A 19,246-nucleotide genomic window follows, 5' to 3' on the forward strand; every position below is an offset into this window, starting at 1 on the left:
GGCCCGTACGTCTTCTCCGGCGCATCCGGCGAGACGCTGTCCCAGGCCTCCCGTCCGGCACGCCTCGGTTCCGGCGCCCGCCGTACTCCCGCTCCGGCCTCGTTCCGACGCCCGCCGATACTCCCGCTCCGGCCTCGTTCCGGGCCGCCGATACACCCGCCCTGGCGCCCCTGCCCCGAACACCCACCGGCGGCGCTGCGCTGCACCCCCTGCTCGCAGCCACGCGCGTGTGCGACCCGTTCGGGTGGGGTGGGCGCGCGTCGTCGCCGGGGTGGGGGCGGGCGCTGGTAGCGGTGGTCCATGCCCCTCAGCCGTGTCACCCCCGGTGCCCGAACCGTCCGCTCCCGTCGCATCAAGTCCGCGATGCTCGCCTCGGCCGTCTCCGTCTGTCTCGTCGCCGCGAGTGCCCCGGCGACGCCGCTCGGTGTCGGCGACCGCCTCTTCCCGTACCTCGGCAACCCCGGGTACGACGTGGCGGCGTACGACCTGGCCTTCACCTACTCCGGCAGCAACAGCAAGCCGCTCCAGGCGGTGACCACCATCGAGGGCTGGACCACCGCCGCCCTCGAGCGCGTCAACCTCGACTTCGCCCACGGCAAGGTCCAGTCCGTGGAGGTCGACGGCGAACCGGCCGCCTTCACCAGTGCCGGCGAGGACCTGGTCATCACGCCGGAGGACCCGTTGCCGCAGGGCGACTGGATGCGCATCACCGTGCACCACACGAGCGACCCGGTGAGCGCCGACGGCCGGGAGGGCGGCTGGGTGCGGACCGCGGACGGCCTCGCGATGGCCAACCAGGCCGACGCCGCCCACCTGGTGTTCCCGTGCAACGACCACCCTTCCGACAAGGCGCGGTTCACGATCCGGGTCACCGCGCCCAGCGACTACACGGCCGTCGCCAACGGCCTGCCGGCCGGCGTCGACAAGGCCGGGAACACGACCACCTGGACGTACCGCACCCACCACCCCATGGCCACCGAACTCGCCCAGGTGTCCATCGGCCACTCCACCGTCCTGCACCGCGAGGGCCCGCACGGACTGCCCATCAGGGACGTCGTCCCGACCAAGGACCGCGATCTCCTCGAACCGTGGCTGAAGAAGACCCCCGACCAGATGACCTGGATGGAGAGCAGGGTCGGCCCCTATCCGTTCGAGACGTACGGCCTGCTCATGGCCGACGCCACCACCGGCTTCGAACTCGAGACGCAGACCCTCTCCCTCTTCGAGAGAAAGCTGTTCGCCGGGTCCGTCTACCCGGCCTGGTACGTCGAGTCGATCATGGTGCACGAGCTGGCCCACCAGTGGTTCGGCAACAGCGTCACCCCGCGCACCTGGTCCGACCTGTGGCTCAACGAGGGGCACGCCACCTGGTACGAAGCCCTCTACGCGGAGGAGCGGGCGGGGCGCACCCTGGAGGCGCGGATGAAGGCGGCGTACGGCGACTCCGACGGATGGCGTGCGGCCGGCGGCCCGCCCGGGGCCCCCAAGCCGCCCACTCCGGGCCAGAAGATCGGCATCTTCCGCGCGAACGTCTACGACGGCGCGGCCCTCGTGCTGTACGCCCTGCGCCAGGAGATCGGCACGCAGGCCTTCGAGCAACTGGAGCGCGCGTGGGTGCGCGACCACAAGGACGCCACGGCCGGCACCGCCGAGTTCCGGCGCCTCGCCGAGCAGATCGCCGGGCGCGACCTCGGGACCTTCTTCGAGGCCTGGCTGTACGGCGAGAAGACCCCGCCGATGCCCGGACACCCGGAGTGGAAGTCGGCGGCCCCCGTGTCCGCCGGAAAGGCCGGGGGAAAGGCCTCGGAGAAGGCCGGAGGGCAGGCTGAAGGGAAGGCCGAAGGGAAGACCGGCGGTAAAGCCGGAGCGAAGGCCGGAGACAAGGCCGGAGACAAGGCCGGCGGTGCGCTCGGAGGGAAGGCCGGGGGCACGGCCGGAGCGAAGGGCGGGGACAAGGCCGAGGGGAGGACTGGGGGAAAGGCCGGGGGAACGGCCGAGGGAAAGGCCGCGGCGAAAGCCGCGGAATAAGGCGATGACGAGACGGGTCGTACCGTGCGACCATCGTCAGGTCGGCGCGGCACAGGAAAAGCCGGACGGGACGACGGGAATCTCCCGGGGTACTCGTGCGTTGTGCAATACGACCGCCGATTCGACATCCCCAACGACGTAAGGACCCAATGACCTCCTCTTCTTCCCCTTCCCAGGACGCCAAGCGCTTGGCGCACGCCTACCCCGAAGGTCTTCGGGCCGATGCCCTGATGGAAGAGGACGTCGCCTGGAGCCACGAGATCGACGGAGAGCGGGACGGCGACCAGTTCGACCGCTCCGAGCGCGCGGCTCTTCGCCGCGTCGCCGGCCTCTCCACCGAGCTCGAGGACGTCACCGAGGTCGAGTACCGTCAGCTCCGCCTGGAGCGGGTCGTTCTCGTCGGCGTCTGGACCTCGGGGACCGTGCAGGACGCGGAGAACTCCCTCGCGGAGCTCGCCGCCCTCGCGGAGACCGCGGGCGCGCTCGTGCTCGACGGCGTGATCCAGCGCCGCGACAAGCCCGACGCGGCCACCTACATCGGCTCCGGCAAGGCCGACGAGCTGCGCGACATCGTCCTCGAGACGGGCGCGGACACCGTCATCTGCGACGGTGAGCTGAGCCCGGGCCAGCTGATCCACCTCGAGGACGTCGTCAAGGTCAAGGTCATCGACCGTACGGCCCTGATCCTCGACATCTTCGCCCAGCACGCCAAGTCCCGCGAGGGCAAGGCGCAGGTCGCGCTCGCGCAGATGCAGTACATGCTGCCGAGGCTGCGAGGCTGGGGTCAGTCGCTGTCCCGTCAGATGGGCGGCGGCAAGGGCGGCGGCCTCGCCACCCGTGGTCCCGGTGAGACCAAGATCGAGACGGACCGGCGCCGGATCCGCGAGAAGATGGCGAAGATGCGCCGGGAGATCGCGGAGATGAAGACCGGCCGTGAGATCAAGCGCCAGGAGCGCAAGCGCCACAAGGTGCCGTCGGTCGCCATCGCCGGCTACACCAACGCGGGCAAGTCCTCGCTGCTCAACCGCCTCACGGGCGCGGGCGTGCTCGTCGAGAACGCGCTGTTCGCGACCCTCGACCCGACCGTGCGCCGGGCCGAGACCCCGAGCGGCCGGCTGTACACGCTGGCGGACACCGTCGGATTCGTCCGGCACCTGCCGCACCACCTGGTCGAGGCGTTCCGCTCCACCATGGAGGAGGTCGGCGAGTCCGACCTGATCCTTCACGTGGTGGACGGCTCGCACCCGAACCCGGAGGAGCAGCTGGCCGCCGTGCGCGAGGTGATCAGGGACGTCGGCGCCACCGACGTGCCCGAGATCGTCGTGATCAACAAGGCGGACGCGGCCGACCCGCTGACGCTCCAGCGGCTCATGCGGATCGAGAAGCGCTCCATCGCCGTCTCGGCCCGCACCGGCAAGGGCATCGACGAGCTGACCGCGCTCATCGACAACGAGCTGCCGAGGCCGTCGGTCGAGATCGAGGCGCTCGTGCCGTACACGCACGGCAAGCTGGTCGCCCGCGCCCACACCGAGGGTGAGGTGATCTCCGCGGAGCACACGGCGGAGGGCACGCTGCTCAAGGCGCGGGTGCACGAGGAGCTGGCGGCGGATCTCGCGCCGTACGCTCCGGCGTCGCTCGCCTGACGTCTCGCGTACGACCGGACACTCCGGATACAAAGGCCCGCCCCCTGCCGAGCAGGGGGCGGGCCTTTCAGGTGGACGGCGCCGTGCAGGTGGCGCGTACGGGTCACTGACCGCCGTACGTCCTGCTCATGTTCTCGTAGAGCGCCTGGGCCTCCTGGCCGAGCTGCGGGCCTGCCAGCCAGGTGTTGTCCGCCGGGCCGATCGAGGTGTTGGAGACCAGCTTGGTCTCGCCGCCCACCGTCCGGAACCAGCCGCCGCCGGACGAACCGCCGGTCATGGTGCAGCCGATGCGGTACATCGTCGGCAGCGACGGGCTCAGCGACAGCCGCCCCGGCCTGTCGATGCACTTGAACATCTTCAGCCCGTTGTACGGCTCCGCCGCCGGGTAGCCCCAGGCGCCCATCGCGTCGACCTCGGTCGCGGACGGCGCGGAGAAGTCGACGTCCAGCGCCCCGCCGACGGTCTCCTCCAGCGACGTGGAGCCGGCCTCGGGCGTCACATGCAGCACGGCGTAGTCGTACGCCGCACCCGCGCCGCCCGTGTCCGAGCCGCCCTTGATCCATCCGTTCGACGTCGACGCCCAGTCGGCCCACCAGTTGCCGTACGGGGCGATCTCCGCGGCCGTCGCGTCTCCCAGCTGGGCCTCGGTCCTGCCGAGGTCGTTGTAGGCCGGGACGAAGACGATGTTGCGGTACCAGCCGCCCTCGCCGCCCGCGTGCACACAGTGGCCGGCCGTCCAGACCAGATTGGACTTGCCCGGGTGGTTCACGTCCGTGATGACCGTGCCCGAGCAGACCGCCGTGCCGTCGGGCGTGTCGAAGAAGACCTTGCCGACCGGGGCCGCGTTCTCGTGGTACGGCGTCTTCTCCGCCTCCGCCTCGACGGGCGCGGGCTCCGGGTCGCTGACGCCCTGGTCGGCGATGGCGTCCTTGGTGGTGACCGTCTTGTCGGCCTCCTTCGCGGACCGCATCCGCTCCGGCTTCCACAGGCCCTCGATCACCGGGTTGACGAAGTCCTTGGCCTCCCTCAGCCACTTGTCCTTGTCCCAGTCCCGCCAGCCGCCGTTCGCCCAGTCGTCGACGTCGATTCCGCGCTCCTTGAGCTTGTCGGCGATCTCGGACGGGACGCGGACCTTGCCGTCGCCGGTGCCGGCGGCCTGGGAGGCGGTGGCCGAGGCGTCGGCCTTGGTGTCGTCGGCGCCTTCGCAGGCGGTCGCGGTCAGCGTCAGGGCCGCTAGGAGCCCGCCGGTCAGAAGGAAGCGCCGCCGACCGCGCCGGTGCGCGACGGGCGTACGTGTGGAACGCATGGTGCGATGTCCCCCGTTGAAACACGTGAATGGCATGTACGGCATGTACTTGTCATGTTCTGGCGGCCCCCGACCTTGATCGCCGAGGGCAACACCCCACTATGCCCCCCGATTTGAGAGCGAACGGCGGTGGGGTGGTGAAGGTTCCCGTCAGACACCACCCCTCTGCCGCGGCTCACTGCCCGGCGAACTTCTCGCTCACCTCGTCGTACACGCCCTTGGCCGCCTCACCCAGCCGCGGCCCCGCGAGCCAGCCCGCGTCCACCGGGCCGATCGAGGTGTTGGACACCAGCGCCGGCTTGCCGTCCGAGCCCGTCGCCACCCAGCCGCCGCCGGACGAGCCGCCGGTCATCGTGCAGCCGATGCGGTACATCGTCGGGTCCGTGGCGTTCAGCGACAGCCTCCCCGGCTTGTCCTGGCACTGGTACAGCTTCTGCCCGTCGTACGGCTCTGCCGCCGGGTAACCCGTGGCGGTGACGCTCTTCATCTTCGTCGCGGTCGGCGCCGCGAAGTCCACCGGAAGCGCCGAACCGACCGTCTCCTCCAGCGACTTGCCGGAACCGCCCTCCTCCGGCGTCACATGGATCACGGCGAAGTCGTACGGCGCCCCGTCACCGCCGGTCTGCCCGCCCTGCTCGATCCACTGGTCCGAGGTCTGAGCCCAGTCACCCCACCAGACCCCGTACGGCGCCACTTCCTCCTTGGTCGCCGTCTGCAACTCCTTGTCCGACTTGCCCCCGTCGTTGTACGACGGCACGAACGCGATGTTGCGGTACCAGCCGCCCTTCTTGCCGGCGTGCACACAGTGGCCCGCCGTCCAGACCAGGTTGGACTTGCCGGGGTGGGCCGGGTCCTGCACCACCGTCGCCGAGCAGACCATCGTGCCCTCGGGGGAGTCGAAGAACACCTTGCCCGCCTCAGGCGCGTTGGCGTGGTACGTGGGAGACACGGCCGTCGCGTCCACTGCCGCCGGCGCCGGGTCGGTCACACCCTGGTCGCCGGCGAGGTCGCTGTCGTCGACAGCCCGGTCCGGGTCCTCGGCCTCGCGCATCCGGTCCGGGTCCCACAGGCCCTGGATGATCGGGTTGATGTAGTCCTGAGCCTCGCGCAGCCAGTCCTCCCTGTCCCAGTCCTTCCAGGCGCCGTTCCTCCACTTGTCGAGGTCGATTCCGTGCTCCTTGAGCCGGTCCTTGATGTCGTCCGGGATGGTGATCTTTCCGTCACCGCCCGCCGAGGCGGACGCGGTGGCCCGGCCGTCCGCCTCGGCGCCCCCCGAGTCGCAGGCGGTCGCGGTGAGCGTCAGCACCGAGGCGAGGGCAACGGCGCCCAGAACAGGGGAGGTTCCACGGCGGGCCTTCCTCCCCCGGCGAGCGGTGAACGACGGCCGTATGGATCGCATGATCTGACTCCCCCTGCTGGAAACGAACTTGGAGCGATGGCCGTCTCCGCCGCTGAACTCACGGTGATCTCACCCCCGGTTCACACGGGTCTCACGGCCTTGCGGAACGGCATCACACGATATGCGCTCGCTGCAGGCGACTTCCGACGGAACGGCAACGGTTCGGCCACAAGCCGTCTGACCTGGCCCGATATCTGGCATTCGACGTCCGGCATCTGACATCCGGTGGCAAGCGGCCGGCCCAGATGGTCCAGGTCGCCCAGGTGATCCAGGTGGCGCGCCGCAACCGCAAGGTTCCGTCACGCCAGGGATCTCTCGGCTACCCGTAACCCGCTGGACCGTCGGGGGTTGGTAGCCGTGGGGCCTTCCGTCTGCTCGCGGCCCTCCGTGCGGGATTCCACCGGGTGTGCGGGGGACGCCGTTTCGCCGAGGTCGGCGAAGCCGGCGCCGCTCCGACTCCCGGTCCGACTCCGGGGTCGACTCCCCGTCCGACTCCGGGTCCCGCGACGCACCAACTCGCCTCTGAACAGCGGGAGGACAGGGAGACGTGGCCGTGAACGAGCCTGCGCCCGGGGAGGCGTCTTCGGAGCCCTCCGGCGGCGGGGTTTCCGCTGCCGGAGGGCACACTGCCGGCGCTCGCGCCGCCGGCGCCTCCGCCGTGAGCGCGCCCACCGCGCGGAGCGTGAGCGGTGAGGGCGTCTCCGCTGTCGGGAACTCGGCAACTGGGCGGCCGACGCAGGAGGGAATCCTGCGGCGGCAGTCGGCGCGCGAGCCGGCGGCGCGCACCTACGCGCGCACCCTGCCGATCGTGCCCGTGCGGGCGCGCGGACTGACCATCGAGGGCGCTGACGGCCGCCGCTACCTCGACTGCCTGTCGGGCGCCGGCACCCTGGCGCTCGGCCACAACCACCCCGTCGTGCTGGAGGCCATCCGCAAGGTCCTCGACTCCGGTGCACCCCTCAACGTTCCCGACCTGGCCACTCCCGTCAGGGACGCCTTCATCACCGAATTGTTCCGCACCCTGCCCTCCGGACTCGCCGCCCACGCACGCGTGCAGTTCTGCGGTCCGGCCGGCACGGATGCGGTGGAGGCCGCCCTCGGACTGGTCCGGGCCGCCACCGGCCGCACGGGAGTCCTCGCGTTCACCGGAGCCCACCACGGCATGACCTCGGGTTCCTTCGACGCCTCCGGGGGCGCCTTCGGCATACGGGCGACGCGCCTGCCCTTTCCGCAGGACTATCGCTGTCCCTTCGGTGTCGGCGGCGAGCGGGGCGCCGACCTCGCCGCACGCTGGACCGAGTCCGTCCTCGACGACCCCCGATCCGGTGTGCGCCCTCCCGCCGGGATGATCGTCGAACCCGTCCAGGGCGAGGGCGGCGTCCTCCCCGCACCGGACGCCTGGATGCGGCGCATACGACAGATCACCGCCGAACGGTCCATCCCGCTCATCGCCGACGAGGCCCAGACAGGAGTCGGTCGGACCGGTGCCTTCTGGGCCGTGGAGCACAGCGGGATCACGCCCGATGTCATGGTCCTCTCCAAGGCCATCGGCGGCAGCCTGCCCCTGGCCGTCATCGTCTATCGCGACAGCCTCGACGTCTGGGAACCCGGTGCCCAAGTGGGCACGTTCCGCGGCAACCAACTCGCCATGGCCGCCGGCACGGCGACGCTCGCCTACGTCCGCTCCAACCATCTCGCCGACCGTGCGGCCACCTTGGGCGCACACATGCTGAGCCAACTCCGGCAACTGGCCCATGACTTCCCGTGCATCGGGGACGTGCGCGGGCGCGGGCTGATGATCGGGATCGAGATGGTGGACCCAGACGCCGTGTACGACAGCGGCGAACACCAATGGGCCGGCAGGCAGGGCCGCGCTGGTGCTCACGACCGCGAGGGCAGTCGGACGAACCCGACCGGGGAAGCAGCGGCGGCAGCTCCCGGATCCTCGGAGGTGCCTCTGCGGGCGGTTTCGGCGGGCCCCGACCAGGTGGGTGTTTCGGCCGACGTTGCCTCGTCGCGACTCCACTCTCCCGCTCAGGGAGAGGACATCCCGACCGCCGACGTTCGCGGCCCTCACCCGGCCGCCCCCGGCCTTGCCGCCGCCGTCCAGCGGGAGTGCCTGCGACGCGGCCTGATCGTCGAACTCGGCGGACGCCACGCCGGCGTCGTACGTCTGCTGCCGCCCCTGACGATCAGCGACGAGCAGGCCGCCGCCGTGCTCGACCGGCTGGCGGACGCCGTGGAGGCGGTGGCCCGCGCCCACCCCGGTCGCACGGGCCAGGTCGATCACGGCCGGTCCGGCCCGTCGCAACAACCGACCGGCCCACCCCCACGCCACGGGAGCGGCACCGAAGACCCGAGCTGACCCGACCGGCAGCCCCACAGGCGCCCTGCGTACGCCATGGTCATCCGCCGCCCGGGTACGACATCGCCGATGTGACCCGTGAGCGAACTGAGTGAAGAGGTGCACAGGCCGCCGGGGGCCGCCTCCGCCACGTGGAACACACAGCTCCCGGCCACGCCTCCCCAGAACCCACGTCTCGACGGAGCCACCGGAGTCCGCCCACGGGCTGCGTGCCCACCGCCACCACACCCCGTTTCGTCGCCGACCGAGCCCACCCCACCCGACGAGGAACGACCTTGAACACATCCCTCCAGCCAGCCGGCTCAGCCACCCCGCCCACTGCCACTTCCCCCGCACCGGCGTCCCCCTCCTCTGTTCCGTCAACGTTCTTCACCCCCGCTGCCCCGGTCCCCCGCCGTCGGGAAGACCCCCATGCCACCGAACCACCGCACCTGGCGCACCCCGCTCTCCTGGACCACCCCGACCCCCTCACGGCGGCCCAGGCCGCGGCCGTGGAGAACCTGCTGCGCTGCTGGGTGCGCGAGAACGGCCTGTCCGCCCCCGACGACGGCATCCTGCGCATCCCGCTGCCCGCCAGCGGCACCACTCTGCTCACCCCCGTCCCCTACTGGTCCCCGACGGGCTGGCACCGCTTCGGTCCCGTGCACCTGGCGCATGCCTCCGACCACGCCCCACCCGCGGACGCGGTCACGGTCGCGGCCCTGCTGGCCCGCGAGACGCTCGCATCGCCGACCCCCACGGCCGCCGCCACAGAGGAGCCGCGCATCGGCGAGGGACGGGACGCCCTCCGAGGCCACGGCACCACTGCCTGCCCAGGCCCAGAAACCGCCCGGGCAGACGGCCGCACCGCCCCCAACTCCGCCATCGAGGCCGGGGTCGACCTCGTCGCTCGCGTCGCCGACTCCGTCCGCCGAACCGCGACCTTCATCAGCAGCCGAGGGGAAAGCCCGGCGGACCAGCCTGACCTGTTCCTCTCGGCCGAACAGGCACTGATGCTCGGACATCCCTTCCACCCGACCCCCAAGAGCCGCGAAGGCCTCTCGGACACCGAAGCCGCCCTGTACTCACCTGAGTTGCACGGCACCTTCCGCTTGCACTGGCTGGCTGTCGCCCCCTCCGTACTCGCCACCGACTCCGCCTGGACCGAGCGTGGCCGCCGCGTCCCCGCGGACCGGCTGACGGCCCGACTCGCCGGCGCCGGGCTGTCGCTGCCCGACGGCCACGCCGCCCTGCCGATGCACCCCTGGCAGCTACATGAGGTCCGCCAACGTCCCGACGTCGCAGCCCTGTTCGACGCGGGACTGCTCCGCGACCTCGGCACCCACGGATTTCCCTGGCATCCCACCTCTTCCGTCCGCACCGTCTACCGCTCGGGCGCCCCGGCGATGCTCAAGCTGTCGCTGGGCCTGCGCATCACCAACTCCCGCCGCGAGAACCTCCGCAAGGAACTGCATCGCGGTGTCGAGGTGCACCGCCTGTTGCGCACCGGCCTGTGCAGGCAGTGGCAGACGGTCCATCCGGGCTTCGACATCGTCCGCGACCCGGCCTGGCTCGCGGTCGACGGCCCGGACGGCCTCCCGGTGACAGGGCTCGACGTGGTGATCCGGCACAACCCGTTCACCCCGGCCGACGACGTCTCCTGCGTCGCCGGCCTCGTCGCGCCCCGGCCGTCCGCCCGAGAGAACGCACAACCAGGTCATCCCGTGACCGGGACGCACCTGCCGGCTCAGGGCACGGCTTCCCCCGGGCCGTCGCGGCTCGCCGCGCTCGTCACCCGCCTCGCTCGGAAGACGGGCCGACCGCGAGTCGCCGTGGCCACCGAGTGGTTCCTGCGCTACCTCGAGCAGGTCGTCCGTCCGGTGCTGTGGTTCGACGGCGAGGCAGGCATCGCTCTGGAAGCACACCAGCAGAACACGCTCCTTCTGCTGGACCCCGACGGCTGGCCCACCGGCGGCCGCTACCGCGACAACCAGGGCTACTACTTCCGCGTGTCCCGCCGCACGGAACTCGACGCCCGACTGCCCGGAATCGGCGAACACAGTGACACCTTCGTCTCCGACGAGGTCACCGACGAACGCTTCGCCTACTACCTCGGCATCAACAACGTCCTCGGACTCATCGGCGCCTTCGGCTCCCAGCGGCTCGCCGACGAGCACGTACTGCTCGCCGCCTTCCGACGGTTCCTCACGGACGCCGCCCACGGCCCCGCCCGGTTGCGCAGTTCGCTGCCCGCCCGTCTGCTCGACTCACCCGTCCTGCGCTGCAAGGCCAACCTCCTGACCCGGCTCCACGGCCTCGACGAACTCGTCGGTCCGGTCGACACCCAGTCCGTGTACGTCACCATCGCCAACCCCCTGCATCTCCTCAAACCTTCAGCTTCCTGAACACCCACTCCCTCACCCCACCGAGGTGCCCACCCGTTCCGCCGTCGGAGAGAGGCCTTACCGTGCATCCCACACACGTCGAGGACATGCCGGCTCTCTGTCTGTCCGCACCCGATGCCGACGACCTGCTGAACCACATCGAGGGCTGGGGTCCCGTCGCCACTCCCACCGGCGTCTTCCACCTCGTCCCCGTCCGGGTCGAGAGGGACCTCCGCCGCATCTGCGGTTGGATGAACGACCCCGATGTCGCCGCCTTCTGGGAGCTTTCAGGTCCCGCCTCCGTGACCGAGGCCCATCTGCGGTGCCAACTCGACGGCGACGGACGCAGCGTTCCCTGTCTCGGTGTCCTGGACGGCACTCCGATGAGCTACTGGGAGATCTACCGGGCAGACCTCGACCCACTGGCCCGTCACTATCCGGCCCGGCCTCATGACACGGGTATCCACCTCCTCATCGGCGGTGGCGCCGACCGTGGACGAGGACTCGGCGCCGCTCTGCTCCGAGCCGTGGCCCGCCTCGTACTCGACAGGAGACCCGCGTGCGCACGTGTCCTCGCTGAACCCGACCTTCGCAACATCCCCTCCATCGCCGCCTTTCTCAGTGCCGGCTTCCGGTTTTCCGCCGAGGTCGACCTGCCCGCCAAGCGAGCGGCCCTCATGGTCCGGGACCGGCCATGACGCCCCCTGTTGCGACCCTCCGCTGTCGTGCCGTTACAAGGTGAACGCCTCGGGGTGCCGACCGGTTCCCCGTCGTCAGGCGGCCGAAGAATTCTTTTCCGGCCGGTCACGCACTCCGCCCCACCGCCCCTCCGCCCACCACCGACTCGAGAAGCACCGACATTGATTCCGTCCCCGCCGTCCCCGCTGTCACCTCTGACCACCTGCATGACCCCACGTTTGTCAGTCCCGCGCCGTAGGGTGGTCGCGCTATGACGAAGCCCTCACTCCCCGAACTCCTGCATGCCGCCGTCGCCGCCGTCGGCGGTACGGAGCGCCCCGGCCAGGTGACCATGGCCGAAGCCGTCGCGGAGGCGATCGACGACGGCTCCCATCTGCTGGTCCAAGCCGGCACCGGTACCGGTAAGTCCCTGGGGTACCTCGTGCCCGCGCTCGCACACGGGGAGAGAGTCGTCGTGGCGACCGCCACCCTGGCACTGCAGCGCCAGCTCGTGGAGCGGGATCTGCCGCGCACGGTCGACGCGCTGCATCCGCTGCTGCGTCGCCGCCCGGAGTTCGCGATGCTCAAGGGCCGCTCCAACTATCTGTGCCTGCACCGTCTGCACGAAGGCATGCCTCAGGACGAGGAGGAGGGCCTCTTCGACCAGTTCGAGGCGGCCGCGCCCACCAGCAAGCTCGGCCAGGACCTGATGCGGCTGCGCGACTGGGCCGACGAGACCGAGGACGGGGACCGCGACGACCTGACACCCGGCGTCTCCGACCGCGCCTGGAGTCAGGTCTCCGTCTCCTCGCGCGAGTGCCTCGGCGCCTCGAAGTGCGCGTACGGTGCCGAGTGCTTCGCGGAGATGGCTCGCGAGCGCGCCAAACTGTCCGAGGTCGTCGTCACCAACCACGCCCTGCTCGCCATCGACGCCATCGAGGGCGCCCCGGTCCTCCCGCAGCACGAGGTGCTGATCGTCGACGAGGCGCACGAGCTGGTCTCCCGGGTGACGGGAGTCGCCACCGGCGAGCTCACCCCGGGCCAGGTCAACCGTGCGGTGCGCCGCGCGGCGAAACTGGTCGACGAGAAGGCCGCCGACCAGCTCCAGACCGCCGCCGAGGGCTTCGAGCGGCTGATGGAGCTGGCGCTGCCGGGCCGCCTCGAGGAGATCCCGGAAGACCTCGGCTACGCCCTCATGGCGCTGCGCGACGCAGCGCGCACCGTCATCTCCGCGATCGGCGCGACCCGCGACAAGTCGGTCCAGGACGAGGACGCCGTCCGCAAGCAGGCGCTCGCCTCGGTGGAGAGCGTGCACGACGTGGCGGAGCGGATCGTGAACGGCTCCGAGTACGACGTCGTCTGGTACGAGCGCCACGACCGCTTCGGCGCCTCCCTGCGCGTCGCCCCCCTGTCCGTGTCGGGCCTGCTCCGCGAGAAGCTCTTCGCGGACCGCTCCGTCGTCCTGGCCTCGGCGACGCTGAAACTGGGCGGGGACTTCAACGGCGTGGGCGCCTCTCTGGGCCTCGCCCCCGAGGGCACGCAGGGCGAGGACGTCCCGCAGTGGAAGGGCATCGACGTCGGCTCGCCCTTCGACTACCCCAAGCAGGGCATCCTGTACGTCGCCAAGCATCTGGCGCGCCCCGCGCGGGACGGTGACCGCGGGGACATGCTGGACGAGCTGACGGAGCTGATCCAGGCGGCCGGCGGGCGCACCCTCGGCCTCTTCTCCTCGATGCGGGCCGCCCAGCTTGCCGCGGAGGAGCTGCGCACCCGCATTCCCGAGTTCCCCATCCTGTTGCAGGGGGAGGAGACCCTCGGCGAGCTGATCAAGAACTTCGCGGCGGATCCCAGGACCTGCCTCTTCGGCACGCTCTCGCTCTGGCAGGGCGTCGACGTCCCCGGACCCAGCTGCCAGCTGGTGGTCATGGACAAGATCCCGTTCCCGCGCCCGGACGATCCGCTGATGAGCGCTCGCCAGAAAGCGGTGGAGGACGCCGGGGGCAACGGCTTCATGGCAGTCGCCGCCACGCACGCCGCGCTGCTGATGGCCCAGGGTGCGGGCCGGCTGGTACGCGCCTCGGGTGACCGCGGTGTCGTCGCCGTACTGGACCAGCGCCTGGCGACCGCCCGCTACGGCAGCTACCTCAAGGCGTCCATGCCCGACTTCTGGTACACGACGGACCGCAACCAGGTCCGTAGGTCACTGGCGGCGATCGACGAGGCGGCGCGGAAGGCGGAGCTGGAATCGGCAGCGGAAGCGCAGTGAGGGAGGGCCTGGTCCGGTAGCCGGCCCGGCCGTCCGCCGTCCCCAAGCGGTGGGGCAGCGTCGGTGGGCGCAGCACAGGGCCCCGGAATCGGCGCAGGGATTCCGGGGCCCAGTCAGGGGCGGAGGCGGATCGAGAAGGCCCGTCCACCGCCGGTCTCAGACGCGGCGCAGAACGGCCACCACCTTGCCGAGAATGGTCGCGTCGTCGCCCGGGATCGGCTCGTATGCCGCGTTGTGCGGGAGCAGCCACACATGGCCGTCCTCACGCTTGAAGCGCTTGACGGTGGCCTCGCCGTCGAGCATGGCGGCCACGATGTCGCCGTTCTCGGCGACCGGCTGGCGGCGGACGGTGACCCAGTCGCCGTCGCAGATCGCGGCCTCGATCATCGAGTCGCCCACGACCTTCAGCACGAACAGCTCACCGTCACCGACGAGCTGCCGGGGCAGGGGGAAGACGTCCTCGACCGACTCCTCGGCCAGGATCGGGCCACCGGCGGCGATCCGGCCGACCAACGGAACATACGACGCGGCGGGCTTGCCGGCGGTGTCCGTGGGCTGCACGGCGGCGGCCTGGTCGGAACCGCGGACCTCGTACGCGCGCGGGCGGTGCGGGTCGCGGCGGAGGAAGCCCTTCCGCTCCAGTGCCATCAGCTGGTGGGCGACCGAGGACGTGCTGGACAGGCCGACCGCCTGGCCGATCTCCCGCATGGACGGCGGATATCCGCGCCGCTGCACGGAGTCCCTGATGACCTCGATCACCCGCCGCTGCCGGTCGGTGAGCCCCGAGCTGTCCGCCCGGATGCCTGGAGGTCGTCCCGGCAGGGAGCGCTTGTGCCCCTCGGGATTCGTGGCTTCGTTCATCGCGTGCACCGGCTCGAGTCGGCCCTGGGAGCGGTCCTGGGCGGTGATGGTGGCACTGTCTGCGGTGGTGGTCACGTCGGCCCCTCTCGATGGTCTCCCTGCTGGACAACGGTAGTTGCTTTCGAAAGGTTGCGCCAAACACACGTTCGAGTGAAAAAGCGTGAAACGCCTGACTTGATCATGTGCCTGGGTGTATGGCTAGCGCGCTGGCCGACGGATGAAAGCGTGCATTGTTGTACTCTTCACCGCCGGGATCGATGACCTTGTGAGGTGTCGCCCCAGTCTGCCATCCGTCCTCCCGTCGGTCGGGCACCGGGCCCGGCTCTGTGCGAGAGTCGCACCTCTCCTCCTCCTGGTGCTCACGCCACCCCTCAGTCGCGCCGCGGTGACACGGCTGTGCACGCGCGCCTAGGCGCGAGTTCCGCATGCTCAATGTGACGGCGGGAACGCGGCCTGTGAGCCCTTGGGGTGCGACACGCGTCGCCGCCTGGGTGTATGAGCCAAGCCCCATATCTAGTGGTTGGATGTCACCGGCAGCCCACAAGTTGTGGTCCCCCGGGTCATCGCACCCTCCTGGATCGCCTATGCTTGGGGCTGCTTCGAGGGGCCCGTGAGGCCCTGCGAGGCTATTGAGTCTGCTGTGAGGAGGGTTGGGAATTCATGCACTGCCCCTTCTGCAGGCACCCCGACAGCCGCGTGGTCGACAGTCGTACGACCGACGACGGCACGTCGATCCGCAGGCGCCGCCAGTGCCCTGACTGCTCCCGTCGTTTCACGACCGTGGAGACGTGCTCGCTCATGGTGGTGAAGCGGTCCGGAGTCACCGAGCCCTTCAGTCGCACCAAGATCATCAACGGTGTGCGCAAGGCATGCCAGGGACGGCCCGTCACCGAGGACGCACTCGCCCAGCTCGGCCAGCGCGTCGAGGAGGCGGTGCGTGCCACCGGGAGCGCCGAACTGACCACCCACGACGTGGGGCTGGCCATACTCGGCCCGTTGCAGGAGCTCGACCTCGTCGCCTACCTGCGATTCGCGTCCGTCTACCGGGCGTTCGACTCGCTCGAGGACTTCGAGGCCGCCATCGCGGAACTCAGGGAGCAGACGGGACACCCCGCCGCGGACGACGACGACCGCGAGGACGCCGAAGGCGCTGTCGCGGGGGGCCGGGAAGACGACGGCGGGCGTGGAGGGACCGTACAGGTCCCCGAGCCCGCCCACGCTGCCGACTGACCGGAGGGCCGGAACCGGGCGACAGACCCCGGATCCGGTCGGGGCGGCGGCGCACGAAGACTTTGTTGCGGGTGAGGGCGAGTGTGTCGCCCGCAGCACCAGACACAACACCGCGCCACGGGAACATCGTGGCATTTCAGGGCGTTTTTGCCTGTACAGGGAGGCGGCATGACAGAGACGGCGAGCGGTCCGGCACGAGGTTCCCGAGCGAAGGGCGCCAAGGCCACCAAGGGGCTGCGTGTCGAGCGCATCCACACCACCCCCGGCGTGCACCCGTACGACGAGGTGGCCTGGGAGCGCCGTGACGTCGTCATGACCAACTGGCGCGACGGCTCGGTCAATTTCGAGCAGCGTGGCGTCGAGTTCCCCGACTTCTGGTCGGTGAACGCGGTCAACATCGTCACCAGCAAGTACTTCCGGGGAGCCGTCGGCACCCCGCAGCGCGAGGTCAGCCTCAAGCAGCTGATCGACCGCATCGTGAAGACGTACCGGAAGGCCGGTGAGGACTACAAGTACTTCGCCTCGCCCGCCGACGCCGAGATCTTCGAGCACGAGCTGGCGTACGCCCTCCTGCACCAGATCTTCAGCTTCAACAGCCCGGTCTGGTTCAACGTCGGCACCCCGCAGCCCCAGCAGGTCTCCGCCTGCTTCATCCTGTCGGTCGACGACTCCATGGAGTCGATCCTCGACTGGTACAAGGAAGAGGGCATGATCTTCAAGGGCGGTTCCGGCGCGGGCCTGAACCTCTCCCGCATCCGCTCCTCCAAGGAACTGCTCTCCTCCGGTGGCAACGCCTCCGGCCCGGTCTCCTTCATGCGCGGCGCCGACGCCTCCGCCGGCACCATCAAGTCGGGTGGCGCCACCCGCCGCGCCGCCAAGATGGTCGTCCTCGACGTGGACCACCCGGACATCGAGGACTTCATCGAGACCAAGGTCAAGGAGGAGGAGAAGATCCGCGTCCTGCGCGACGCGGGCTTCGACATGGACCTGGGCGGCGACGACATCACGTCCGTCCAGTACCAGAACGCCAACAACTCGGTCCGCGTGAACGACGAGTTCATGAAGGCCGTCGAGCAGGGCGGCCAGTTCGGCCTGCGCGCGCGGATGACCGGTGACGTGATCGAGGAGGTCGACGCCAAGTCGCTCTTCCGCAAGATCGCCGAGGCCGCCTGGGCCTGCGCCGACCCCGGCATCCAGTACGACGACACCATCAACAACTGGCACACCTGCCCCGAGTCCGGCCGGATCACCGCGTCGAACCCGTGCAGCGAGTACATGCACCTGGACAACACGTCCTGCAACCTGGCCTCGCTGAACCTGATGAAGTTCCTCAAGGACGACGGTCAGGGCAACCAGTCCTTCGAGACCGAGCGCTTCCAGAAGGTCGTCGAGCTCGTCATCACCGCGATGGACATCTCCATCTGCTTCGCGGACTTCCCCACCCAGAAGATCGGGGAGAACACCCGCGCGTTCCGCCAGCTCGGCATCGGGTACGCCAACCTCGGCGCCCTGCTGATGGCCACGGGTCACGCCTACGACTCCGACGGCGGCCGCGCCCTGGCCGGCTCCATCACCTCCCTGATGACGGGTACGGCCTACCGCCGCTCCGCCGAGCTGGCTGCGGTCGTCGGCCCCTACGACGGCTACGCCCGCAACGCCGACGCCCACAACCGCGTCATGAAGCAGCACGCCGACGCCAACGGCACGGCCGTCCGCATGGACGACCTGGACACCCCGGTCTGGGCCGCCGCCACGGAGGCCTGGCAGGACGTGCTGCGTCTCGGTGAGAAGAACGGTTTCCGTAACTCCCAGGCGTCCGTGCTCGCCCCGACCGGCACCATCGGCCTGGCGATGTCCTGCGACACCACCGGTGTCGAGCCCGACCTCGCCCTGGTCAAGTTCAAGAAGCTGGTCGGCGGCGGCTCGATGCAGATCGTCAACGGCACCGTCCCGCAGGCCCTGCGCCGCCTGGGCTACCAGGAGGAGCAGATCGAGGCGATCGTCGCCCACATCGCCGAGCACGGCAATGTGATCGACGCCCCCGGTCTCAAGCAGGAGCACTACGAGGTGTTCGACTGCGCCATGGGCGAGCGCGCCATCTCCCCGATGGGCCACGTCCGCATGATGGCCGCGATCCAGCCGTGGATCTCCGGCGCCATCTCCAAGACGGTCAACATGCCGGAGACGGCGACCGTCGAGGAGGTCGAGGAGATCTACTTCGAGGCCTGGAAGCTCGGCGTCAAGGCCCTCGCCATCTACCGCGACAACTGCAAGGTCGGCCAGCCCCTCTCCGCGAAGACCAAGGAGAAGGAGAAGGCGGAGATCACCGAGAAGGCCGAGGAGACGATCCGTACCGCGGTCGAGAAGGTCGTCGAGTACCGCCCGGTCCGCAAGCGCCTCCCGAAGGGACGTCCCGGCATCACCACGTCCTTCACCGTCGGCGGTGCCGAGGGCTACATGACCGCCAACTCCTACCCGGACGATGGTCTCGGCGAGGTCTTCCTGAAGATGTCCAAGCAGGGCTCGACCCTCGCGGGCATGATGGACGCCTTCTCCATCGCGGTCTCCGTCGGCCTGCAGTACGGCGTCCCGCTGGAGACGTACGTCTCGAAGTTCACCAACATGCGCTTCGAGCCGGCCGGCATGACGGACGACCCCGACGTGCGGATGGCCCAGTCGATCGTCGACTACATCTTCCGCCGCCTGGCGCTGGACTTCCTGCCCTTCGAGACGCGCTCCGCGCTCGGCATCCACTCCGCCGAGGAGCGTCAGCGGCACCTGGAGACCGGTTCGTACGAGCCGGCCGAGGAGGACGTGGACGTCGAGGGCCTGGCCCAGTCGGCCCCGCGCCAGACCGACCTGAAGGCCGTCGCCACGCCGAAGGCGGACGCCGAGGCGAGCAAGCCCGCCCCGAAGCAGGCCCACACCAGCGCCGAACTGGTGGAGATGCAGCTGGGCATCCAGGCCGACGCCCCGCTGTGCTTCTCCTGCGGTACGAAGATGCAGCGGGCCGGCTCCTGCTACATCTGCGAGGGCTGCGGCTCGACCAGCGGCTGCAGCTGACACACGCCGTAACGGCCAGGGGTGACTGACCTGGCAGAGGGCGG

Annotated in this window: 11 protein-coding genes; 8 read left to right on the top strand and 3 right to left on the bottom strand. The window is 70.2% G+C overall.

From position 1 onward, the window contains the following. Window positions 1–300 precede the first annotated feature (300 nt). Both ACIHAR_RS25400 and hflX read left to right on the top strand, forming a co-directional pair. Window positions 301–2,028: a M1 family metallopeptidase gene (locus tag ACIHAR_RS25400; protein WP_400022039.1), complete on the top strand. Its 1,728-nt coding sequence runs from the start codon at window positions 301–303 to the stop codon at window positions 2,026–2,028. Between the two features lie 149 nt (window positions 2,029–2,177). After that, window positions 2,178–3,671, top strand: coding sequence for a GTPase HflX (gene hflX, locus ACIHAR_RS25405; protein WP_365458919.1), 1,494 nt, complete (start codon window positions 2,178–2,180; stop codon window positions 3,669–3,671). 103 nt (window positions 3,672–3,774) lie between these two features. On the opposite strand, the gene ACIHAR_RS25410 is transcribed toward hflX, so the two are convergent. Together ACIHAR_RS25410 and ACIHAR_RS25415 are read right to left on the bottom strand one after the other, a co-directional pair. Beyond that, a complete protein-coding gene (locus ACIHAR_RS25410; RefSeq protein WP_400022042.1) occupies window positions 3,775–4,977 on the bottom strand; it encodes a trypsin-like serine peptidase in 1,203 nt (400 codons plus the stop codon). A gap of 175 nt (window positions 4,978–5,152) precedes the next feature. After that, the gene (locus tag ACIHAR_RS25415; RefSeq protein ID WP_400022044.1) at window positions 5,153–6,376 is read right to left on the bottom strand and encodes a trypsin-like serine peptidase; all 1,224 of its coding nucleotides are present in this window, start codon (window positions 6,374–6,376) and stop codon (window positions 5,153–5,155) included. A 682-nt stretch (window positions 6,377–7,058) separates the two neighbouring features. On the opposite strand from ACIHAR_RS25415, the gene ACIHAR_RS25420 reads away from it, so the two are divergent. The 4 genes from ACIHAR_RS25420 (at window position 7,059) to ACIHAR_RS25435 (ending at window position 14,048) form a co-directional block, all read left to right on the top strand. Beyond that, the gene (locus ACIHAR_RS25420) at window positions 7,059–8,741 is read left to right on the top strand and encodes a diaminobutyrate--2-oxoglutarate transaminase family protein (RefSeq protein ID WP_400022046.1); all 1,683 of its coding nucleotides are present in this window, start codon (window positions 7,059–7,061) and stop codon (window positions 8,739–8,741) included. 275 nt (window positions 8,742–9,016) lie between these two features. After that, window positions 9,017–11,125, top strand: a complete 2,109-nt coding sequence (locus ACIHAR_RS25425; RefSeq protein ID WP_400022048.1) for an IucA/IucC family protein — start codon at window positions 9,017–9,019, stop codon at window positions 11,123–11,125. Between the two features lie 62 nt (window positions 11,126–11,187). After that, a complete protein-coding gene (locus tag ACIHAR_RS25430; RefSeq protein WP_400022050.1) occupies window positions 11,188–11,802 on the top strand; it encodes a GNAT family N-acetyltransferase in 615 nt (204 codons plus the stop codon). 251 nt (window positions 11,803–12,053) lie between these two features. Next, on the top strand, window positions 12,054–14,048 hold the full coding sequence (locus tag ACIHAR_RS25435) for an ATP-dependent DNA helicase (RefSeq protein WP_365458904.1): 1,995 nt from the start codon (window positions 12,054–12,056) through the stop codon (window positions 14,046–14,048). A gap of 156 nt (window positions 14,049–14,204) precedes the next feature. Here the strand turns inward: ACIHAR_RS25435 and lexA are convergent, their stop codons facing one another. Next, the gene (gene lexA, locus ACIHAR_RS25440) at window positions 14,205–14,984 is read right to left on the bottom strand and encodes a transcriptional repressor LexA (RefSeq protein WP_365458901.1); all 780 of its coding nucleotides are present in this window, start codon (window positions 14,982–14,984) and stop codon (window positions 14,205–14,207) included. A 585-nt stretch (window positions 14,985–15,569) separates the two neighbouring features. Between lexA and nrdR the strand changes: the two genes are divergently transcribed. Both nrdR and ACIHAR_RS25450 read left to right on the top strand, forming a co-directional pair. Further along, window positions 15,570–16,139 (top strand): transcriptional regulator NrdR, encoded by a 570-nt coding sequence (gene nrdR / locus ACIHAR_RS25445; RefSeq protein WP_365458898.1) that lies wholly within the window; start codon window positions 15,570–15,572, stop codon window positions 16,137–16,139. 168 nt (window positions 16,140–16,307) lie between these two features. Further along, window positions 16,308–19,202 carry a vitamin B12-dependent ribonucleotide reductase gene (locus tag ACIHAR_RS25450; RefSeq protein ID WP_365458895.1) on the top strand — a complete coding sequence of 965 codons (2,895 nt, stop codon included), beginning with the start codon at window positions 16,308–16,310 and terminating at the stop codon, window positions 19,200–19,202. The last annotated feature ends 44 nt before the right edge of the window (window positions 19,203–19,246 follow it).

Origin of the sequence: Streptomyces sp. NPDC052016 (assembly GCF_044548445.1) — a bacterium.
Lineage (GTDB): Bacteria > Actinomycetota > Actinomycetes > Streptomycetales > Streptomycetaceae > Streptomyces.